Annotated in this window: 16 protein-coding genes; 8 read left to right on the forward strand and 8 right to left on the reverse strand. The window is 71.5% G+C overall.

What is annotated here, in order from left to right:
* Window positions 1-114 precede the first annotated feature (114 nt).
* Window positions 115-1,347, reverse strand: a complete 1,233-nt coding sequence (locus tag ACZ55A_RS32785) for a serine hydrolase domain-containing protein (protein WP_468847890.1) — start codon at window positions 1,345-1,347, stop codon at window positions 115-117.
* Window positions 1,348-1,558: 211 nt separating this feature from the next.
* Between ACZ55A_RS32785 and ACZ55A_RS32790 the strand changes: the two genes are divergently transcribed.
* Window positions 1,559-2,389 (forward strand): hypothetical protein, encoded by an 831-nt coding sequence (locus ACZ55A_RS32790; protein WP_468847893.1) that lies wholly within the window; start codon window positions 1,559-1,561, stop codon window positions 2,387-2,389.
* Window positions 2,390-2,481: 92 nt separating this feature from the next.
* Window positions 2,482-2,805 (forward strand): putative quinol monooxygenase, encoded by a 324-nt coding sequence (locus tag ACZ55A_RS32795; RefSeq protein WP_468847895.1) that lies wholly within the window; start codon window positions 2,482-2,484, stop codon window positions 2,803-2,805.
* Between the two features lie 47 nt (window positions 2,806-2,852).
* On the opposite strand, the gene ACZ55A_RS32800 is transcribed toward ACZ55A_RS32795, so the two are convergent.
* Window positions 2,853-4,163: a phosphoribosyltransferase family protein gene (locus ACZ55A_RS32800; protein ID WP_468847898.1), complete on the reverse strand. Its 1,311-nt coding sequence runs from the start codon at window positions 4,161-4,163 to the stop codon at window positions 2,853-2,855.
* A 147-nt stretch (window positions 4,164-4,310) separates the two neighbouring features.
* Between ACZ55A_RS32800 and ACZ55A_RS32805 the strand changes: the two genes are divergently transcribed.
* Complete coding sequence (locus ACZ55A_RS32805; RefSeq protein ID WP_468847900.1) at window positions 4,311-5,111, forward strand: HAD-IIA family hydrolase; 801 nt, start codon at window positions 4,311-4,313, stop codon at window positions 5,109-5,111.
* Window positions 5,112-5,133: 22 nt separating this feature from the next.
* On the opposite strand, the gene ACZ55A_RS32810 is transcribed toward ACZ55A_RS32805, so the two are convergent.
* Window positions 5,134-5,892: a histone deacetylase gene (locus ACZ55A_RS32810; RefSeq protein WP_468847902.1), complete on the reverse strand. Its 759-nt coding sequence runs from the start codon at window positions 5,890-5,892 to the stop codon at window positions 5,134-5,136.
* Between the two features lie 427 nt (window positions 5,893-6,319).
* Between ACZ55A_RS32810 and ACZ55A_RS32815 the strand changes: the two genes are divergently transcribed.
* The gene (locus tag ACZ55A_RS32815) at window positions 6,320-7,090 is read left to right on the forward strand and encodes a hypothetical protein (RefSeq protein WP_468847905.1); all 771 of its coding nucleotides are present in this window, start codon (window positions 6,320-6,322) and stop codon (window positions 7,088-7,090) included.
* Between the two features lie 64 nt (window positions 7,091-7,154).
* Here ACZ55A_RS32815 and ACZ55A_RS32820 read toward each other — a convergent pair whose 3' ends face one another.
* Window positions 7,155-7,721: a nucleoside deaminase gene (locus ACZ55A_RS32820; RefSeq protein ID WP_468847907.1), complete on the reverse strand. Its 567-nt coding sequence runs from the start codon at window positions 7,719-7,721 to the stop codon at window positions 7,155-7,157.
* Between the two features lie 93 nt (window positions 7,722-7,814).
* Here ACZ55A_RS32820 and ACZ55A_RS32825 point away from each other — a divergent pair, with 93 nt between their 5' ends.
* From ACZ55A_RS32825 to ACZ55A_RS32840, 4 genes are read left to right on the forward strand one after another with little or no spacing between them, the layout of a single operon-like run.
* Window positions 7,815-8,795 carry an antibiotic biosynthesis monooxygenase gene (locus tag ACZ55A_RS32825; protein WP_468847910.1) on the forward strand — a complete coding sequence of 327 codons (981 nt, stop codon included), beginning with the start codon at window positions 7,815-7,817 and terminating at the stop codon, window positions 8,793-8,795.
* 38 nt (window positions 8,796-8,833) lie between these two features.
* Window positions 8,834-10,231 carry an FAD-binding oxidoreductase gene (locus tag ACZ55A_RS32830; protein WP_468847913.1) on the forward strand — a complete coding sequence of 466 codons (1,398 nt, stop codon included), beginning with the start codon at window positions 8,834-8,836 and terminating at the stop codon, window positions 10,229-10,231.
* A gap of 45 nt (window positions 10,232-10,276) precedes the next feature.
* Complete coding sequence (locus tag ACZ55A_RS32835; protein WP_468847916.1) at window positions 10,277-11,839, forward strand: ATP-dependent DNA ligase; 1,563 nt, start codon at window positions 10,277-10,279, stop codon at window positions 11,837-11,839.
* Window positions 11,829-12,314, forward strand: a complete 486-nt coding sequence (locus ACZ55A_RS32840; RefSeq protein ID WP_468847919.1) for an NUDIX hydrolase — start codon at window positions 11,829-11,831, stop codon at window positions 12,312-12,314. The genes ACZ55A_RS32835 and ACZ55A_RS32840 overlap by 11 nt, the downstream gene beginning before the upstream one ends.
* A 39-nt stretch (window positions 12,315-12,353) precedes the next feature.
* On the opposite strand, the gene ACZ55A_RS32845 is transcribed toward ACZ55A_RS32840, so the two are convergent.
* From ACZ55A_RS32845 to ACZ55A_RS32860, 4 genes are all read right to left on the reverse strand, one after another.
* Window positions 12,354-13,346: a zinc-dependent alcohol dehydrogenase family protein gene (locus ACZ55A_RS32845; RefSeq protein WP_468847922.1), complete on the reverse strand. Its 993-nt coding sequence runs from the start codon at window positions 13,344-13,346 to the stop codon at window positions 12,354-12,356.
* Complete coding sequence (locus ACZ55A_RS32850; protein WP_468847925.1) at window positions 13,343-14,194, reverse strand: carbohydrate ABC transporter permease; 852 nt, start codon at window positions 14,192-14,194, stop codon at window positions 13,343-13,345. The genes ACZ55A_RS32845 and ACZ55A_RS32850 overlap by 4 nt, the downstream gene beginning before the upstream one ends.
* Window positions 14,191-15,174 (reverse strand): carbohydrate ABC transporter permease, encoded by a 984-nt coding sequence (locus ACZ55A_RS32855; protein ID WP_468847927.1) that lies wholly within the window; start codon window positions 15,172-15,174, stop codon window positions 14,191-14,193. Before ACZ55A_RS32855 ends, ACZ55A_RS32850 begins: the two co-directional genes overlap by 4 nt.
* The coding region (locus ACZ55A_RS32860; RefSeq protein ID WP_468847930.1) for an extracellular solute-binding protein at window positions 15,155-15,626 on the reverse strand (472 nt) is incomplete at its 5' end. The genes ACZ55A_RS32860 and ACZ55A_RS32855, both read right to left, overlap by 20 nt.

A 15,626-nucleotide genomic window follows, 5' to 3' on the forward strand; every position in this document is an offset into this window, starting at 1 on the left:
GGGCCACGCCCGGCCCTCGGCCATGAGACCTCTGTGGGCTCTCCTCATCCGTATCCCCGCATACGGATGAGGGGAGCCCACGGCGCTGCGGGGGGGGGGGGCATCTTCCGCCGGCTACGCCTTCGTCAGGGCCTCGCCTATGCGCAGGGTGACCTGCTGCTGGGTCATATCGCGGCGTGTCGGGTTGAACGAGAGCACCGCGCGGCGCTGTTGGTCCTCGGTGGCGATCATGGCCGACGCATAGCCGAACCGTTCACCGGTCTTGCCCCAGAGGGTGATCCCGTTCATCGTCACGGTCTGGAGACCGGCCGCGTAGCGCGCGGGGCTGCCGTCCACCATCCGTACGTCGTCCGGGGGCAGGGTGAACATCCGCTTCAGCTCGCGGGGCGGCAGGAGTTCGCCGGAGAACAGGGCGGTGAGGAAGCGGTCCAGGTCTCCGGTGTTGGAGATCATCTCCCCCTCGCCCCAGGCGGCCGACTGGTCGAAGGCGGTGATGTCCAGCAGGGACCCGTCGGTCATCTTCATATAGCCGTGCACATGCGGCCCGTGGATCCTTGGGTCGTCGCCGGGCACGGAGGTGTGCCGCAGCCCCAGCGGGCGCAGAATGCGACTGCCTATCACCGCACCGTAACGACGCCCGGTCAGCTGCTCGATCAGCAGCGCCAGCAGGACGTAATTGATGCCGCGGTACTCCTGCTTGGTGCCGGGGAGGAACTTCACCGGGCCGTGCGCCACGCTCGCCACGAGCTGCCCCGGCGTCCACCGGTCGTAACGGTGCGCGGCGATCGCCTCCGGGGTGGACAGGTCCGGTGTCCCCTGCGCATCGGGGAGACCGCTGGTGTGGTTCAACAGCTGGAGCACCGTGATCGGCGGGAAGTCCGCGGGGAGCAGGCCGGGCAGATGGCGCTGGACCGGCGACTCCGGCCCGAGCCGGTGCTCGGCGGCGAGTTGCAGAACCACCGTCGCCACGAACACCTTGGTGATGCTGCCGATGCGGAAGGTGTCCCGCTCATGGACCGCCCGCCCACTGGCCCGGTCGGCGACGCCTGCGGTGCCGTACCAGCGCCCCGCCGATCCGCTCACCCGCAGCTGGGCGGCGGTCAGCTGCGGGTGTTCCAGGTCGGCGAGGGCGGCACGGAGCGCGGGGACGTTCAGCGGAGGTAACGGCGCGGCAGGCGGCACCGGGGCGCGCGCCGGTGCGCCAGGGGGCCGCACCGGGGGCCGCACGGGCGGGCGACGCACAGCGGCCCGGGCAGGCCCGGTCGTCGCGGCGACCACCGCGCCGGACAGTGCCGCCCCGACAACTGCCCTGCGCGAGAAGGAAGAAGAAGAACTCTGCTGGCTCATGACAGACAGCTTTCCGGTTCGCTGCCGTGATGCCTTCAGGGCTTTCCCTGACAGCGCCCCCAGGCAGCCCTGAGCCAACCCTGAGACCCCGCACAGGCCCGGAGACACCGCGCGGTACCGCCCCGGCACCGCCCCCGTCCCGCCCGAGTAGAGGTTGGCCTCCCCGCGGTCTAGCGTGGAAGGAAGTGCTCCCTATGAAGGGCCCTTTGCCATGTCAACCGACCGGCAGGAGCCCGCCGCCGGCAGCAAGCTGTCGCAGCTGCTCGACAACCCCGTGGTGGGGATGTCGCCGTGGATCGCGATGTCGGTGCTCGTCGGCCCGGGCCGCTTCGAAGTGGCGGTCGGGGTGGCGCTCGGCCTCGCCGTGTTGCTCGTCGTCCTCGGCCGGATACAGAACCGCGGAAGTTCCCTGAAGATCCTCGAGGTTGCCGATGTGGTCTTCTTCGCGGCGATGGCCGTCATCGGCATCGTCGCCTCCGCGGGCACGCTGCGCTGGCTGGAGAACTATGCGGGCGAGGTCTCGAACATCGCCCTGACGGTGATCGCGCTCGGCTCCATGGCGGTCAGGGTGCCCTTCACCCTTCAGTACGCCCGTGAGCAGGCCCCGCGCGAGATCTGGAACGAGCCGGCCTTTCTGCGGACCAACTACTACATCACCGGGGCCTGGGGAGCCGCCTTCGCCGTGGCCGCGATAGCCGGTGCCTATGGTGACCTGGTCCTGCACAACTCCAACAATCTGTGGACCGGATGGATCATCCAGATCGCGGCCATCATCGTCGCGCTCCAGTTCACCCGCTGGTACCCGGACGTCGCGCGGGCCCGTGCGCGGCGCGAACGGAACCTCCCCGGGCCGCCGGAACCACCCCTGAGCGCCCTGTTGATCCCCCTGGCCGGCTTTCTGACGCCGGTGGGCATCGTGGTGCTCGCCTTCGACGGCGGTCCGGCATGGCTCGGCATCGCGCTCATCATCCTCGGCGTACTGCTCGTCAAAGCGCTCAGCCGCACGCCGGCGGCCGAGACCGAAACCGGTGTGCGAGGGTGAATGTGCAAGGGTGAAGGGGCAGGTCAGGCGCGGCCTGCGGCCTGTATGACCCGGTTGGCGGCGGTTGTCGGCAGGTGACCTAGAATCGGCGGATGATCTTCATCGTCGTCAAGTTCCCCGTGAAGCCCGAGCACGCCGAAGAGTGGCCCCGGCACGTCGAAGCCTTCACCAGCGCCACCCGCGCGGAACCCGGCAACCTGTGGTTCGAGTGGTCACGCAGCATCGAGGACCCCCACACCTACGTCCTGGTCGAGGCGTTCAAGGACGATGCCGCCGAAGCACACGTCAACTCCGACCACTTCCGCGCCGGAATCGAGCGGATGCGCCCCCTGCTGCGCCGCACCCCCGACATCGTGAGCACCACCATCGAGGGCGCGGACGGCTGGAGCGCGATGGGCGAGCTCACGATCGACTGACCGCCCCCTCGACCGATCGACCGGTGTGTGCGGCAGGACCGCCCGCCCTACCCGACCAGATGGCCCTGGAACCAGTCCCTGGCGAGGTCGGCGACCTGGTCGAGGGCGCCGTGCTCCTCGAAGAGGTGGGTGGCGCCGGGGACGATCTCGAGCTGGGTCTCGCAGCGCAGGGCCGCCGCGGCCTCGCGGTTGAGGTCGAGGACCAGGGGGTCGTTGCCGCCGACGATGAGGAGCGTCGGGGCCCGTACGCCGGCCAGCAGCGGTCCGGCGAGGTCAGGACGGCCGCCGCGGGAGACCACGGCGCCGATGTCCGCATTGGGGGAGGCGGCGGCCCGTAGCGCCGCCGCGGCGCCGGTGCTCGCGCCGAAGTAGCCGATCGGGACGGCGACCCGGCCACGCAGCCATTCGGTCGCGTCGGTCAGCCGCCCGGCCAGGGTCTCGATGTCGAAGACGTTCGCCCGGTTGGCCTCCTCCGCCGGTGTGAGCAGGTCGAAGAGGAGCGTGCCCAGGCCCGCGTGGTTCAGTGCCTCGGCGACCAGGCGGTTGCGTGGACTGTGACGGCTGCTGCCCGAGCCATGGGCGAACATGACGACGGCCTTGGCGCCGGCCGGCAGATTGAGGTCCCCGGTCAGCCGGACCCCGGCGGCATCGATGGACACTTCCTCCTCCAGGTCCTCGTCCGCCGGAGGGGCCGCCTCACCGGTGTCCGGACCGGCGGCGGGCTCGTGCGCGGCCTGCGCCAGCAGGGACACCACCTCGTCGTCCGGCGTCTGGGAGAAGTCCTGGTACCACTCGCCGACCGCGGAGAAGCCGAACGGCGTGGAGAGACAGATGAATTCATCGGCCTTGGTGCGCAGCCGCTCCGCCGCGTCCGGTGGCGCCACCGGTACGGCCAGCACCACCCGGGCCGCGCCCTGTGCCCGTACCACTTCGCAGGCGGCCGCCGCCGTGGCACCCGTGGCGATCCCGTCGTCGATCACGATCGCGGTACGTCCCTCGAGGGAGAGCCGCGGTCGTCCGTCGCGGAACCGGTGCGCCTGTCGCGCAAGTTCCGCCTCCTCGGCATGCTCCACGGAGGCCAGATCGGCCTGTTGGAGCCGGCCGCGGCGGACGATGTCGTCGCTGATGACGCGCACGCCGCCCTCGCCGATCGCGCCGAACCCCAGCTCACGCTGGTAGGGAACCCCCAGTTTGCGGACCACGATCACATCGAGCGGAGCCTTGAGCGCCCGCGCCACCTGGAAGGCCACCGGGACCCCGCCGCGTGGCAGGCCCAGGACAACGGGATCTTCCCCCTCCAGGTGCCGTAGCGCTTCGGCAAGGCGCTGACCTGCATCCGTACGGTCGGTGAACAGCACAGTGTGTGCACCCCCTACCCAGGGGAGACGGAAGCCACGTCCACACCTCACTTCGAAGTAACCGCAGATGCCGGTCGTCCGCAAGTCGGGCGGCCGTCGCCCACTGCTTGTGGCCCGGCCCTGAGGAGTCGTGGTTACCGTCGGCGTATGGAAGGAATCGGAGCGGTTCTGATCGACATCGACGGGGTGCTCACCGTGTCGTGGCAGGCACTGCCCGGCACCGTGGAGGCCATGGAACGGCTGCGCGCCGCCGGCCTCCCGCTGGCGCTGGTCACCAACACCACCTCGCGGACCCGCGCCTCGATCGCCGGAAAACTCGCCGACGAGGGCTTCCCGGTCGGCCCCGACGATATCCTCACCGCCCCTGCCGTCACCGCCGTCTACCTGCGGGAACACCATCCGGACGCGCGCTGTCTGCTGATCAGCAGCGGTGATGTGGCGGACGATCTGGCGGGTGTGCGGATCGTGGGGGAGGGGGCGCTGGAGGCGGATGCCGAGGCGCAGGTGGACGTGGTGGTGTTCGGCGGGGCGGGGGAGGAATTCAGCTATCCGGCGCTCAACACGGCCTTCCGGTGTGTGCAGCGCGGCGCCCGGCTGGTCGCCATGCACCGCAATCTGTACTGGCGTACCGCGGGCGGGCTGGACCTCGACACCGGCGCGTTTCTGACCGGGCTGGAGCAGGCCGCCCGGGTCGAGGCGGAAGTCACCGGCAAACCCGCCGAAGCCTTCTTCGGCACGGCGCTGGCGCACCTCGGTGCCTCCGCGGAACAGACGCTGATGGTGGGCGACGACATCGAGTCCGATGTGCTGGCCGCCCAGCGCTGCGGGATCACCGGTGTGCTCGTACGGACCGGCAAATATCTGCCGCAGACGCATCGGGAGGCCGGCGGCACGCCGGACCATGTGATCGATTCCTTCGCGGACCTGCCCGGGTTGCTGGAGCAGTGAGCGGAGAGTGCGGAGCCGCCCCTTATGGGGTGCCCGGGGTGTTGAGCAGCTCCGCGACGGCGGTGGCCGTCCAGTGCCCGCGGGCTCCTGGACAGCCGGCCAGATAGGCGGCGGCCCGCTGCGGGCTCCATCCGTGGGACGCGATGATGCCGGCCGCGATGTGCTCCAGATAGGCCGCGGAGGGCGGGTTGAGCGGCACGGTGCCGTCGTGGCTGCTCCATGGAGCGGTGAAGGTCAGTACCGGCAGTCCGTCCAGCAGCCCGGCGCACACCAGGGTTTCGTAGCGGCCGGGGCCGATCCGGGCACGTCCGTGGGTGAGGACCTCGGTGAGATCAAGGGTCCCGCCCGGTTCGCGGTACATCTCCTGTGCCGCGATGTCGGAGAACTGTTCGGTGGTCAGGAGGTAGGCGTGGGACGGGATTTCGGCGGCCGGGGCCGATCCGGGCCCGGCCGCGGCGGGCGCGCCGCCCCCGCCGTCGTTGCCCGGTGCGCGGTCCGGGTCGTAGAAGGCCCGGCCGCCCGTCCACACCTGCGATTCGGTGGCGAAGTACAGCAGGCCGGGCAGCATGACGGGGACGCTGCGGGCCGGGCTGCGGGGGTCCCGGCAGCCGGGGTAGCTGCGCAGGCCGCCGGGGGGCCGGCCGCCGACGAGGTAGCAGGCCAGCCGGCTGGTGTGCATGTTGGAGCCGTAGGCGGCGTACCAGAGCTGCGGAGTGCCGGCGAGGCTGCGGGCGGTTGCGGGGGTGCCGTCGAGGGGTTCGGGGCGTCGGGGCCGGATCACCTGTGCACGGTACGCGCACGCCCGGTCAGGCGCCGTTCACGCCACGGGTTTTGCCGCGCACGGCGCGGACAGGCGCACTGCACGGACCCGGACGTGCCGACGGAACGGAGGCAGTGTGGCGGACGAGACACCAGGGCGCAACGCGGGCGGAATACCCGGGGCGGCGAGCCGGCGGGGGCTGCTCGCCGCGACGGCAGCGGCGGGGCTCGGACTGCTCGCCGGGTGCGGGGAGGCCTCTTCCCGCGCCCCGGGTGCGGGCTCAGCGCGTACGCCGTCCCCCACGCCCGGGGGAACCCGGGCCTCCCCTTCCGGCGGCGCCGGCACTCCCGGCCGCTCCGGCGGTACGGCGGGCCCGTCCGCCTCCCCCGCCCCGGGGGGCCCGGCACCCGGCCGCCCGCGCCCCGAACTCCCCCGTGGTGGAAGGGAGTTGTTTCCGCGCTACCGGCTGGTGGGGTTCTGCGGTCTGCCCGGTGCCGCGGCGCTCGGGCGGCTAGGGACCGGCGATCCCGGCGGGCGTGCCGCCGAGATCGAGAAGGTGGCGCAGGCGTATGCGGCGGGGCGGGAGCCGCTGCCCGTACTGGAACTGCTGGCGGTGGTCGCCAACTCCGCGGCCGGCCCGGACGGCAGCTACCGCTCGCGGACCCCCGCCGCCACGATCCGCCGTTTCCACCGGCTGGCGCGCCGGCGGCGGGCGCTGCTGCTGTTGAACGTCCAGCCGGGGCGCGCGGCGGTGCTCGACGAGGTCAAGGCGCTGCGTGACTGGCTGGTCCATCCGGATGTGGGGATCGCGCTCGACCCGGAGTGGGAGATGGGACCCGGCCAGGTGCCGGGGGACACCTACGGGCGGACCGACGGCCATGAGCTGACCGAGGTCGCCCGCTATCTGTCCGGGCTGGTCCGGGCGCACGATCTGCCGCAGAAGCCCCTGGTCTTCCACCAGGTGGCCACCTCGGTCGTGCGCGACCAGTCCGCGCTGCGGCCGCAGCCGGGCGTGGCACTGATCAAGAGCGCCGACGGCATCGGCTCGCCGGGCCTGAAGCGCGGGACCTGGCGGCGGCTGGTCGGCGAGCTGCCCGACGGCCTGCACACCGGCTTCAAGCTCTTCTACGACGAGGATGCGGAGGGCGGCAGCCGCCTGATGACGCCCAAGGAGGTGCTGCGGCTCAGGCCGCGGCCGGAGTATGTGATGTACGAGTGAGCGCGGCCGGAAGGCTGTGCGCCGGCCGCGCCCTTGGGGTAGGGGGCCCTACTGGAGGAGGGCCCTAGTACGCATGCCGCTCCTCGCGATGCGTCCATGTCGCATAGGCGTCGGCGCCCAGCTCGGGGTAGATCTGCTCGACCTTTATGCGGCGCTCGTCGAGCGGTTTGGTGAAGTCCTCGTACTGGAACTGGTCGTCGAAACCGATGATCCGGGTGTGCTCCAGATCGCTGGAGAAGTACACCGCGTCGATCCGCGACCAGTAGATGGCGCTCATACACATCGGGCAGGGCGCGCCGCTGATGTAGATCGAGCAGCCCTGGAGCATCCGGGCGCGTTCGGGGACGGGGTCCGGCGAGCCCTCAGGGCGTGGTACGTACTTCAGCGTGCTCTCGTTCTGGTGCTCCGGGGCGATTGACGGGGCCTCAGGGTTGAGCGTCATCACAGCCTTCCGGATGGTCTCCATCTCGGCGTGGGCGGTGGGATCGCCGGTCAGCAGGACGCGGTTCTGCCCGCGGGCGACGATCTTGCCGTCGCGTGCGAGCACGGCGCCGAAGGGGCCGCCCCAGCCCTTCTCGACGGACTCCTTGGCGAGCCGTACCGCCTCGGCCATGAGCTCTTTATGTTCCATAGCGGGGTCTCCCCTCGGCATCGGTTCCTTCGTGAACCGTGAACTAACTGCCCCATTTGCCGCATAAATACCTTATGAACTAGGCTACTCAAGGTGAGTTCCCGTGCAAGCCGTGGCTCCACGGCCGACATTGCCACCGTTGTGACCTCGCAGAAGGTCCGCGAGGGCCGGGTCGACGAGTACCAGCGCTGGCAGGAGAGAACCAACCAGGCCGCTCGCGAATTCCAGGGATTCGTGGCCGCCGAGGTATATCCGCCTGGCGCCGGCGGTGCGAACGAATGGGTCGCCGTATTCCGTTTCTCCGGAATGGACCAGCTGACCGCCTGGCTGGATTCGGACCGGCGACGGGAATTGCTCGCAGAAGCCCATGACCTCTTCGAGAGGCCTCCGACGCAGGAGGTGCTACGGGGCGGCAGCCCGGCGGAGGCGGCGCTCCCGGAGATGGTCACGGCCGTCATCTCCCATGACGTAAGGCCCGGTTGTGAACAGGGGTTTCTCAACTGGCAGGAGAAGGCGCTCAAGGCACAGGAGAAGTCGCCGGGCTTCATGGGCTCAGAGCTGTTCAAGCCCGTACCGGGTGTGCAGGACCACTGGGTGGTCGTCTTCCGGTTCGACTCCCGCCAACACCTCGACGACTGGCTCGAATCCGATGTTCGCAAAGCGCTCCTGGAGGAGGGGAACACGTACTTCACCTCCTACGACGTGCGCAAGGTCGGCTCGGCGTTCAGCGGTTGGTTCAAGTTCGACCACGGTGAGGCTGCGGGCGCACCGCCCAACTGGAAGCAGGCGATGACCGTTCTCCTGGCGCTCTATCCGACCGTGATGGTGCTCACCGTGACCGTTGGGAAAGAGCTGGACAGCGTCAAGGTCCCGCTCTACCTGGCCATGTTCATCTCGAACATCCTGAGCGTCAGCGCGCTGACCTGGCTGCTGATGCCGGTGGTGAACAAGTCGCTCGCCTTCTGGCTGGAGCCCGGCCGGGTCCGCGGCCGCCGGGCGCAGCTGGCCGGTATCGCGGTGGTGGCGGTCTGCTATCTGCTGTCCCTCGCCGTCTTCGCCCTGATCACCCTCTGACGCCCGCCGACGGGCCGCTGTGCAGCGAGGAGGCCACCATGGGCCAACGGACACCTGCATCCGCGACAGACACCGGCGGAACCCTGATCCGCCGTGGTGATCCCGGCTACGAGGAGGCCCGTGCCGACGCGGTCTGGAACCTGGTCAAGCCGGAGCGGTTCCCCGGCGCCATCGTGCGGGCCGCCTCGGAGGAGGACGTCGTACAGGCCGTCACCCACGCCCGCGCACGGGGACTGCGCGTCTCCGTCCGCTCCGGCGGGCACAACTGGTCCGGCGCCCCGCTGCGCGACGACGGGCTGCTGATCGACCTCTCGGACCTGCGGGAGTGCATCCTGACCCTCACCGGCGGACCCGAGCCGGCGACGGCCACCGTCGGTCCCGCCGTCACCGGCCAGGACCTGGTCGCCGCCCTCACCCCGCACCACCTGGCCTTCCCGGTCGGCCACTGCCCCACCGTCACCGTGGGCGGCTTCCTGCTCAGCGGCGGCCTCGGCTGGAACTCCCGGGCCTGGGGCGCCTCCTGCGCCGACGTACTGGAGGTCCGGGTGGTCACCGCCGACGGACGGACGGTCGATTGCAGCGAGACCCAGCACCCCGACCTGTTCTGGGCCGCCCGCGGCGCCGGACCGGGGTTCTGCGGTGTCGTCACCCGCTTCCGGCTCACCCTGCACCCGCACCCCGGATCGATCATGGCGACCACCCACACCTTCCCGCTGACCGAGACAGCCCGGGTGACGGAGTGGGCGGAGCCGGTCGCGCGCGGACTGCCGCCCTACGTCGAGACCGCCTTCGTACTGGTCCCGGCCGGCCCGGCGGCCGCCTCGGCGCCGCCGGAGCCCCGGATCACGGTCGCCGCCACCGCATTCGCCGCCTCACCCGAGGAGGCCCGGCAGGCCCTCGCGCCGTTCGCCGACTGCCCCTTCGCCGACCGCGAGGTCGTCGAGCAGCCGCCCACCCCGACCTCGTACACCGCCCTGCACGAGGGCGCGGCGGCGGTCTGGCCACCCGGGCACCGGTACGGGGCGGACACCCTGTGGGCCCCGGAGAGCTACCGCACCCAGCTGACCCGTATAGCCGACGCGGTGGCCACCGCGCCCTCGGGCAAGTCCCTGGTGCTCGCGCCCGTTCAGCCGGTCTCCGAGGACCCGGCGCTGCTGCGGAACATGGCCTTCGCCCCGCTCGGCGCGTCCTACCTGGTCTGTTACGCGATCTGGGACGACCCGGCCGATGACGCCGCGAACGGGCGATGGCTGCGGGAGGCGATGGCCGCCGTGGACCCGCGCGGCGACGGCCGGCACTACATCGCGGAGGCGGACCTGGAGGCCGGCGCCGAACGGGCCCGGTACTCCTACGCACCGGCCGTCTGGGACCGCCTCGCGGAGGTCAAGGCCCGGTGGGACCCGGAAAACCTCTTCCACTCCTACCTCGCGCCCTGACCGGCCGGGCGCGCGGGCCGGGCGCCACAGGGGCACCATGGCCGTATGCTGCTCGCCGATCTGGCCGAGGTGTCGGCGGCGGTCGCCGCGACCCCGGCGCGCTCGCGGAAGACCGCGCTGCTGGCCGGTCTGTTCCGGGCCGCCGCACCCGAGGACGCGCCCGTCGTCATCCCGTACCTCGCCGGACGGCTGCCCCAGGGCCGGATCGGGGTCGGCTGGAGCGTCCTGCGCGAGCCGGTGCCCCCCGCCGGGCGGGCCACGCTGACCGTACGCGAGGTGGACGCCGCGCTGACCGGCCTGGCGCGGGTCTCCGGGCCCGGGGCGCAGGGCGAGCGGCGCAGGCTCGTACGGGAGCTGCTGGCCGCGGCGACCGCGGAGGAACAGCGTTTCCTGATCGGACTGCTCACCGGTGAGGTGCGGCAGGGCGCGCTGGACGCCCTCGCCGTCGAAGGGCTCGCCGAGGCGACCGGGGCCCCGGCCGACCGCGTACGGCGGGCCGTGATGCTGGCGGGCTCGTTGCAGGAGGTCGCGCGGGCGCTGCTCGCCGAGGGCCCGCAGGCGCTCGCGGGGTTCCGGCTCACCGTCGGCCGGCCGGTCGGGCCGATGCTCGCGCACACCGCCGCCTCGGTGGCCGAGGCGGTCGACAGGCTCGGCCCCTGCGTCGTGGAGGAGAAGCTCGACGGCATCCGCGTACAGGTGCACCGGGACGGGGCCGACGTCCGTATCCACACCCGCACCCTGGACGAGGTCACCGACCGCCTGCCCGAGGTGACCGAGGCCGCCCGGGCACTGCCGGCCGCCCGCTTCATCCTGGACGGTGAGGTGATCGCCCTGGACGCCGAGGGGCGGCCGGTGCCGTTCCAGCGGGTCGCGGGCCGCTTCGGCTCACGGGTCGACGTCTCCGCCGCGCAGGCCGCGCTGCCGCTCTCCCCGGTCTTCTTCGACCTCCTGTCCGTCGACGACCGGGACCTGCTCGAACTGCCCGGCGCACAGCGGAACATGGAGCTGGCGCGACTGGTCCCCGAGCCGCTGCGGGTACGCCGCTGTGTGGTCGAGGACCCCTCCGACGCCGTGGCCCGCGCGGCCGCCGAGGAGTTCTGGATCCAGACGCTGCGCCGGGGCCATGAGGGCGTCGTGGTCAAGGCGCTCCACGCCCCGTACAGCGCGGGCCGCCGGGGCGCCTCCTGGCTGAAGGTCAAGCCGGTGCACACCCTCGACCTGGTGGTGCTCGCCGCGGAGTGGGGCCATGGACGGCGGACCGGGAAGCTGTCCAACCTCCACCTCGGGGCCCGTGATCCGGACGGCGGATTCGTCATGCTGGGCAAGACCTTCAAGGGCCTCACCGACGCCACCCTCAGCTGGCAGACCGAGCGGCTGCGGCAGCTCGCGGTGGCGGACAACGGCCATGTGGTGACGGTGCGTCCGGAACTCGTCGTCGAGATCGCCTACGACGGGCTCCAGACCTCCACCCGCTATCCGGCGGGCGTGACCCTGCGCTTCGCGCGGGTGGTGCGCTACCGGGAGGACAAGACCGCGGCCGAGGCGGACACGGTGGAGACCGTGCTCGCCGCGCACTCCGGCGGGGGAGAGCCGGGCCGTGGCGGGTAGGCGAAGCGCCGGACTGCTGCTCCACCGCGGCGCCGGCGACGGTGTCGAGGTGCTGCTGGCGCACATGGGCGGGCCGCTGTGGGCCCGTCGGGAGGCCGGCGCGTGGACCGTGCCCAAGGGGGAGTACGTCCCGCCGGAGGAGGCGCTGGACGCGGCGCGGCGGGAGTTCGAGGAGGAGCTGGGAGTGCCGCCGCCCGACGGGCGGTACGTGCCCCTGGGGGACGTACGCCAGTCGGGCGGCAAGGTGGTGACCGTCTGGGCCGTCGAGAGCGACCTCGATCCGGAGCGGATCGTGCCGGGCACCTTCGAGATGGAGTGGCCGCGCGGGTCCGGGGAGCTCCGCAGCTTTCCCGAGGTCGACAAGGTGGCGTGGTGCTCACCGGAAGCCGCCGTGCAGCGCCTGGTCAAGGGCCAGCGGGTGTTCCTCGACCGGCTGGCGGACCACCTGGCGGGCAGGCCGCCGGACGGCACCTGACCGGCACGTTGCGGACGGCTTGTCCCCGGGGCCCCGGCCCTACGGCCGTACCAGGATCTTCCGTCCTTCCCCGGCCCGGAACCGCCCCATCGCCTCGGCGTACTGGTCCAGCGGGAGCCGGTCGCTGATGAAGACCTCCGGGTCCAGCACGCCGGCCGCGAACAGCTCCGCGGCCCGCTCGTAGCTGTGCAGTACGGCCATCGAGCCGGTGATGGTGATCTCCTGGTTGTAGATGCGGTACGGCTCGATGGTGGCGCGGGCGGCGTAGTCGGCGACGCCGAACTGGAGGAAGGTGCCGCCCTTGCCGACCCGGCCGAGCGCGTCCTGGATGGCGTGCTCGTTGCCGGTGGCGTCGATGACCACGTCCCAGCCGCGCGGCCGGTCCAGCTCGTCGGCGGAACCGGCCGCGTTGCTGCACCCCAGGGCGCGGGCGGTGGCCAGCCGCTGCGGGTTGAGGTCGACGACGTCGACGCCGGCCGCGCCGGTGCGCTTGGCGAGCTCCAGCATCATCAGGCCCATGGTGCCCGAGCCGTAGATCAGGACCTGGGTGCCCAGTTGCTGCGAGCGCAGGATGTCGTAGCCGCGTACCGCGCAGGAGAGCGGTTCGATCAGCGCGGCGTCCTCGGTGCGCACATGGTCGGGCAGTTTGACGCAGTTGGCGACGGGGGCGACGGCGTACTCGGCGGCGCCGCCGGCCGTGGTCACCCCGATCGCGGCCCAGCGTTCGCAGAGGTTGTTGCGGCCGAGGCGGCAGTAGTGGCACTCGTAGCAGTAGAGGGAGGGGTCGACGGCCACCCGGTCGCCCTCGGCGAGTTCGGTGACCGCGCTGCCGGTGGCGACGACGGTACCGGCGAACTCATGACCCGGCACGACCGGCAGGGAGGGCGCGAACTCGCCCTGGAGGATGTGCAGATCGGTGCCGCACAGCCCGCAGGCGGCGACCGAGACCACCACCTCGCGGGGGCCCGGCGTGGGGTCCTCGACGGAGGCGACCTCGACCTTGCCGGGGGCGCTGATCACTGCGGCTTTCATTTCACGGCTCCAAGCGAGAGGCCCTGGACGAGCTTGTCCTGGGCGGCGAACCCGGCGATGAGCACGGGCAGGGAGATGACGGTGGCGGCGGCGCAGACCTTGGCGAGGAACAGGCCCTGGCTGGTGACGAGTCCGGTCAGGAACACCGGCGAGGTACCGGCCACGATCCCGGTGAGTACCCGGGCGAAGAGCAGTTCGTTCCAGCTGAAGATGAAGGAGATCAGCGCCGTTGCGGCGATACCGGGCAGGGCGACCGGGGCGACGATCCGGGTCAGCGTGGTGGTCAGGCCCGCGCCGTCGATCGAGGCGGCCTCCAGCATCTCCACCGGTACCTCGGCGAGGAACGAGCGCATCATCCACACCGCGATCGGCAGGTTCATCGAGGTGTAGAGGATGACCAGCAGCCAGATGCTGTCGAGCATCCCGGCGTTCTGCGCGACGAGATACACCGGCAGCAGCCCCGCCACCAGCGGCAGCATCTTCGTGGAGAGGAAGAAGAACAGCACATCGCTCCACTTGCGCACCGGCTTGATGGCCAGCGCGTAGGCGGCCGGTACCGCCAGGGCGAGGACCAGCAGGGTGGAGACCACCGAGGCGGTCAGCGAGTTGAGGAGCGGTGGCCAGGGGCTGGCCCCGCTGCCGGCGCCGAAGAACTCGCGGTAGCCGTGCAGGCTGAGCGGGGCGCCGATGCTCGGCGGGTTGGTCGCGGCGTCCGTCTCGCTGTGGAAGGACGTCAGCACCATCCAGGCGACGGGCAGGAAGAAGGCGATCCCGCACAGCCAGGCCACCAGGCCCAGCAGACTCCCGGTCCGGCGCCGGCGGCGCAGCGGCATGGTGATGGTGCTCATCGGGTGACCTCCTCACGCAGCAGGGACGAGACGGTGCGCAGCGCGAAGGTGGCCACGACCAGCGAACACAGCACCACGACGACGCCCTGCGCGGACGCCCGTCCGTAGTCGTGGGCCTGGTAGAAGGTCTGGTAGATGGTGTACGGCAGGTTGGCGGTGCCCAGCCCGCCGGAGGTGATGGTGAACACCGCGTCGAAGTTCTGCACCACGTACACGGTGCCCAGCAGCGCGGCCAGTTCGAGGTAGCGGCGCAGATGCGGCAGGGTCAGATAGCGGAAGATGTCGAAGGCGGAGGCGCCGTCCATCCGGGCCGCCTCGATCGCGTCCGTCGCCCGGCTCTGGAGCCCGGCCAGCAGGATCAGCATCATGAACGGCGTCCACTGCCAGATCAGCGACACCTCCACCGCGGCCAGCGGTGAGTCGGTCATCCAGTCCGGCTGCGGCGGACTGTCGCTGCCGAACAGCCGCCATATCCAGGTCAGCGCGCCGTTGAGCAGCCCGTACGAGGCGTTGTAGAGCGCATGCTTCCACAGCAGCGCGGAGGCGACCGGCACCACCAGGAACGGTGTGATCAGCAGGGTCCGTACGATGCCGCGGCCGCGGAAGCTCCGGTCGAGCAGCAGCGCGAGGCCGAGGCCGAGCAGCAGGCTGACCAGTACTACGGTCACGGTCAGCAGCACCGTCGTACCCACCGAGGCGCGCAGTGCGGGGTCGGTGAAGACCGCCCGGTAGTTGTCGAAGGCGGCGAACCCGCGGTTCTGGGGCGCGAGTGCGTTCCAGCGGAGGAAGGAGATCACCACCGTTGCCACGAACGGGAGTTGGGTGACGGCGATGAGGAAGACCAGCGCGGGCAGCAGCGGCGCCCGGCGGGCCCAGTCCTTCGCCCGCTGGGCACGGCGGGCGCGGCCGGCCGGACGGTCACCGGGCCCTGTGGCCGCGGTACCGGCCGTGCGGACCGGCTCAGTGGTCTGTGTAGGCATCGGACACCTCCTGTGCCGGTCGCCGGCTGTTCTTCAGGGCCTCGGGCACGCTCTGTTTGCCGGCGATGGCCGAGCTGATCTCGTGCGAGACCTTGGTGCCCAGATCGGCGAACTCGGGAATGCCGACGAACTGGATCCCCGGCGCGGGCCGTTGCTGTACGCCGGGGTCGTCGGGCCGGGCGGAGCGGATCGCCTGCTCGGTGGGACCGGCGAAGGCGCGGGCGGACTTGATGTACTGAGGGTTGCGGTAGAGCGAGGCCCGCTTGCCGCCGGGCACCCTCGACCAGCCCAACTCCCGCCCCACCAGCCGCTCGTAGGAGGCACTGGAGGCCCAGCGGACGAACTTCCACGCCGCGTCCTGGTGCGTACTGGCCTTCTGCACACCCCACGCCCAGGTGTACAGCCAGCCCGCGTTGCGGGTGCGCTCCACCGGCGCCGGCGCATAGCCGACC

Source organism: Streptomyces sp. NPDC034111 (assembly GCF_055575375.1).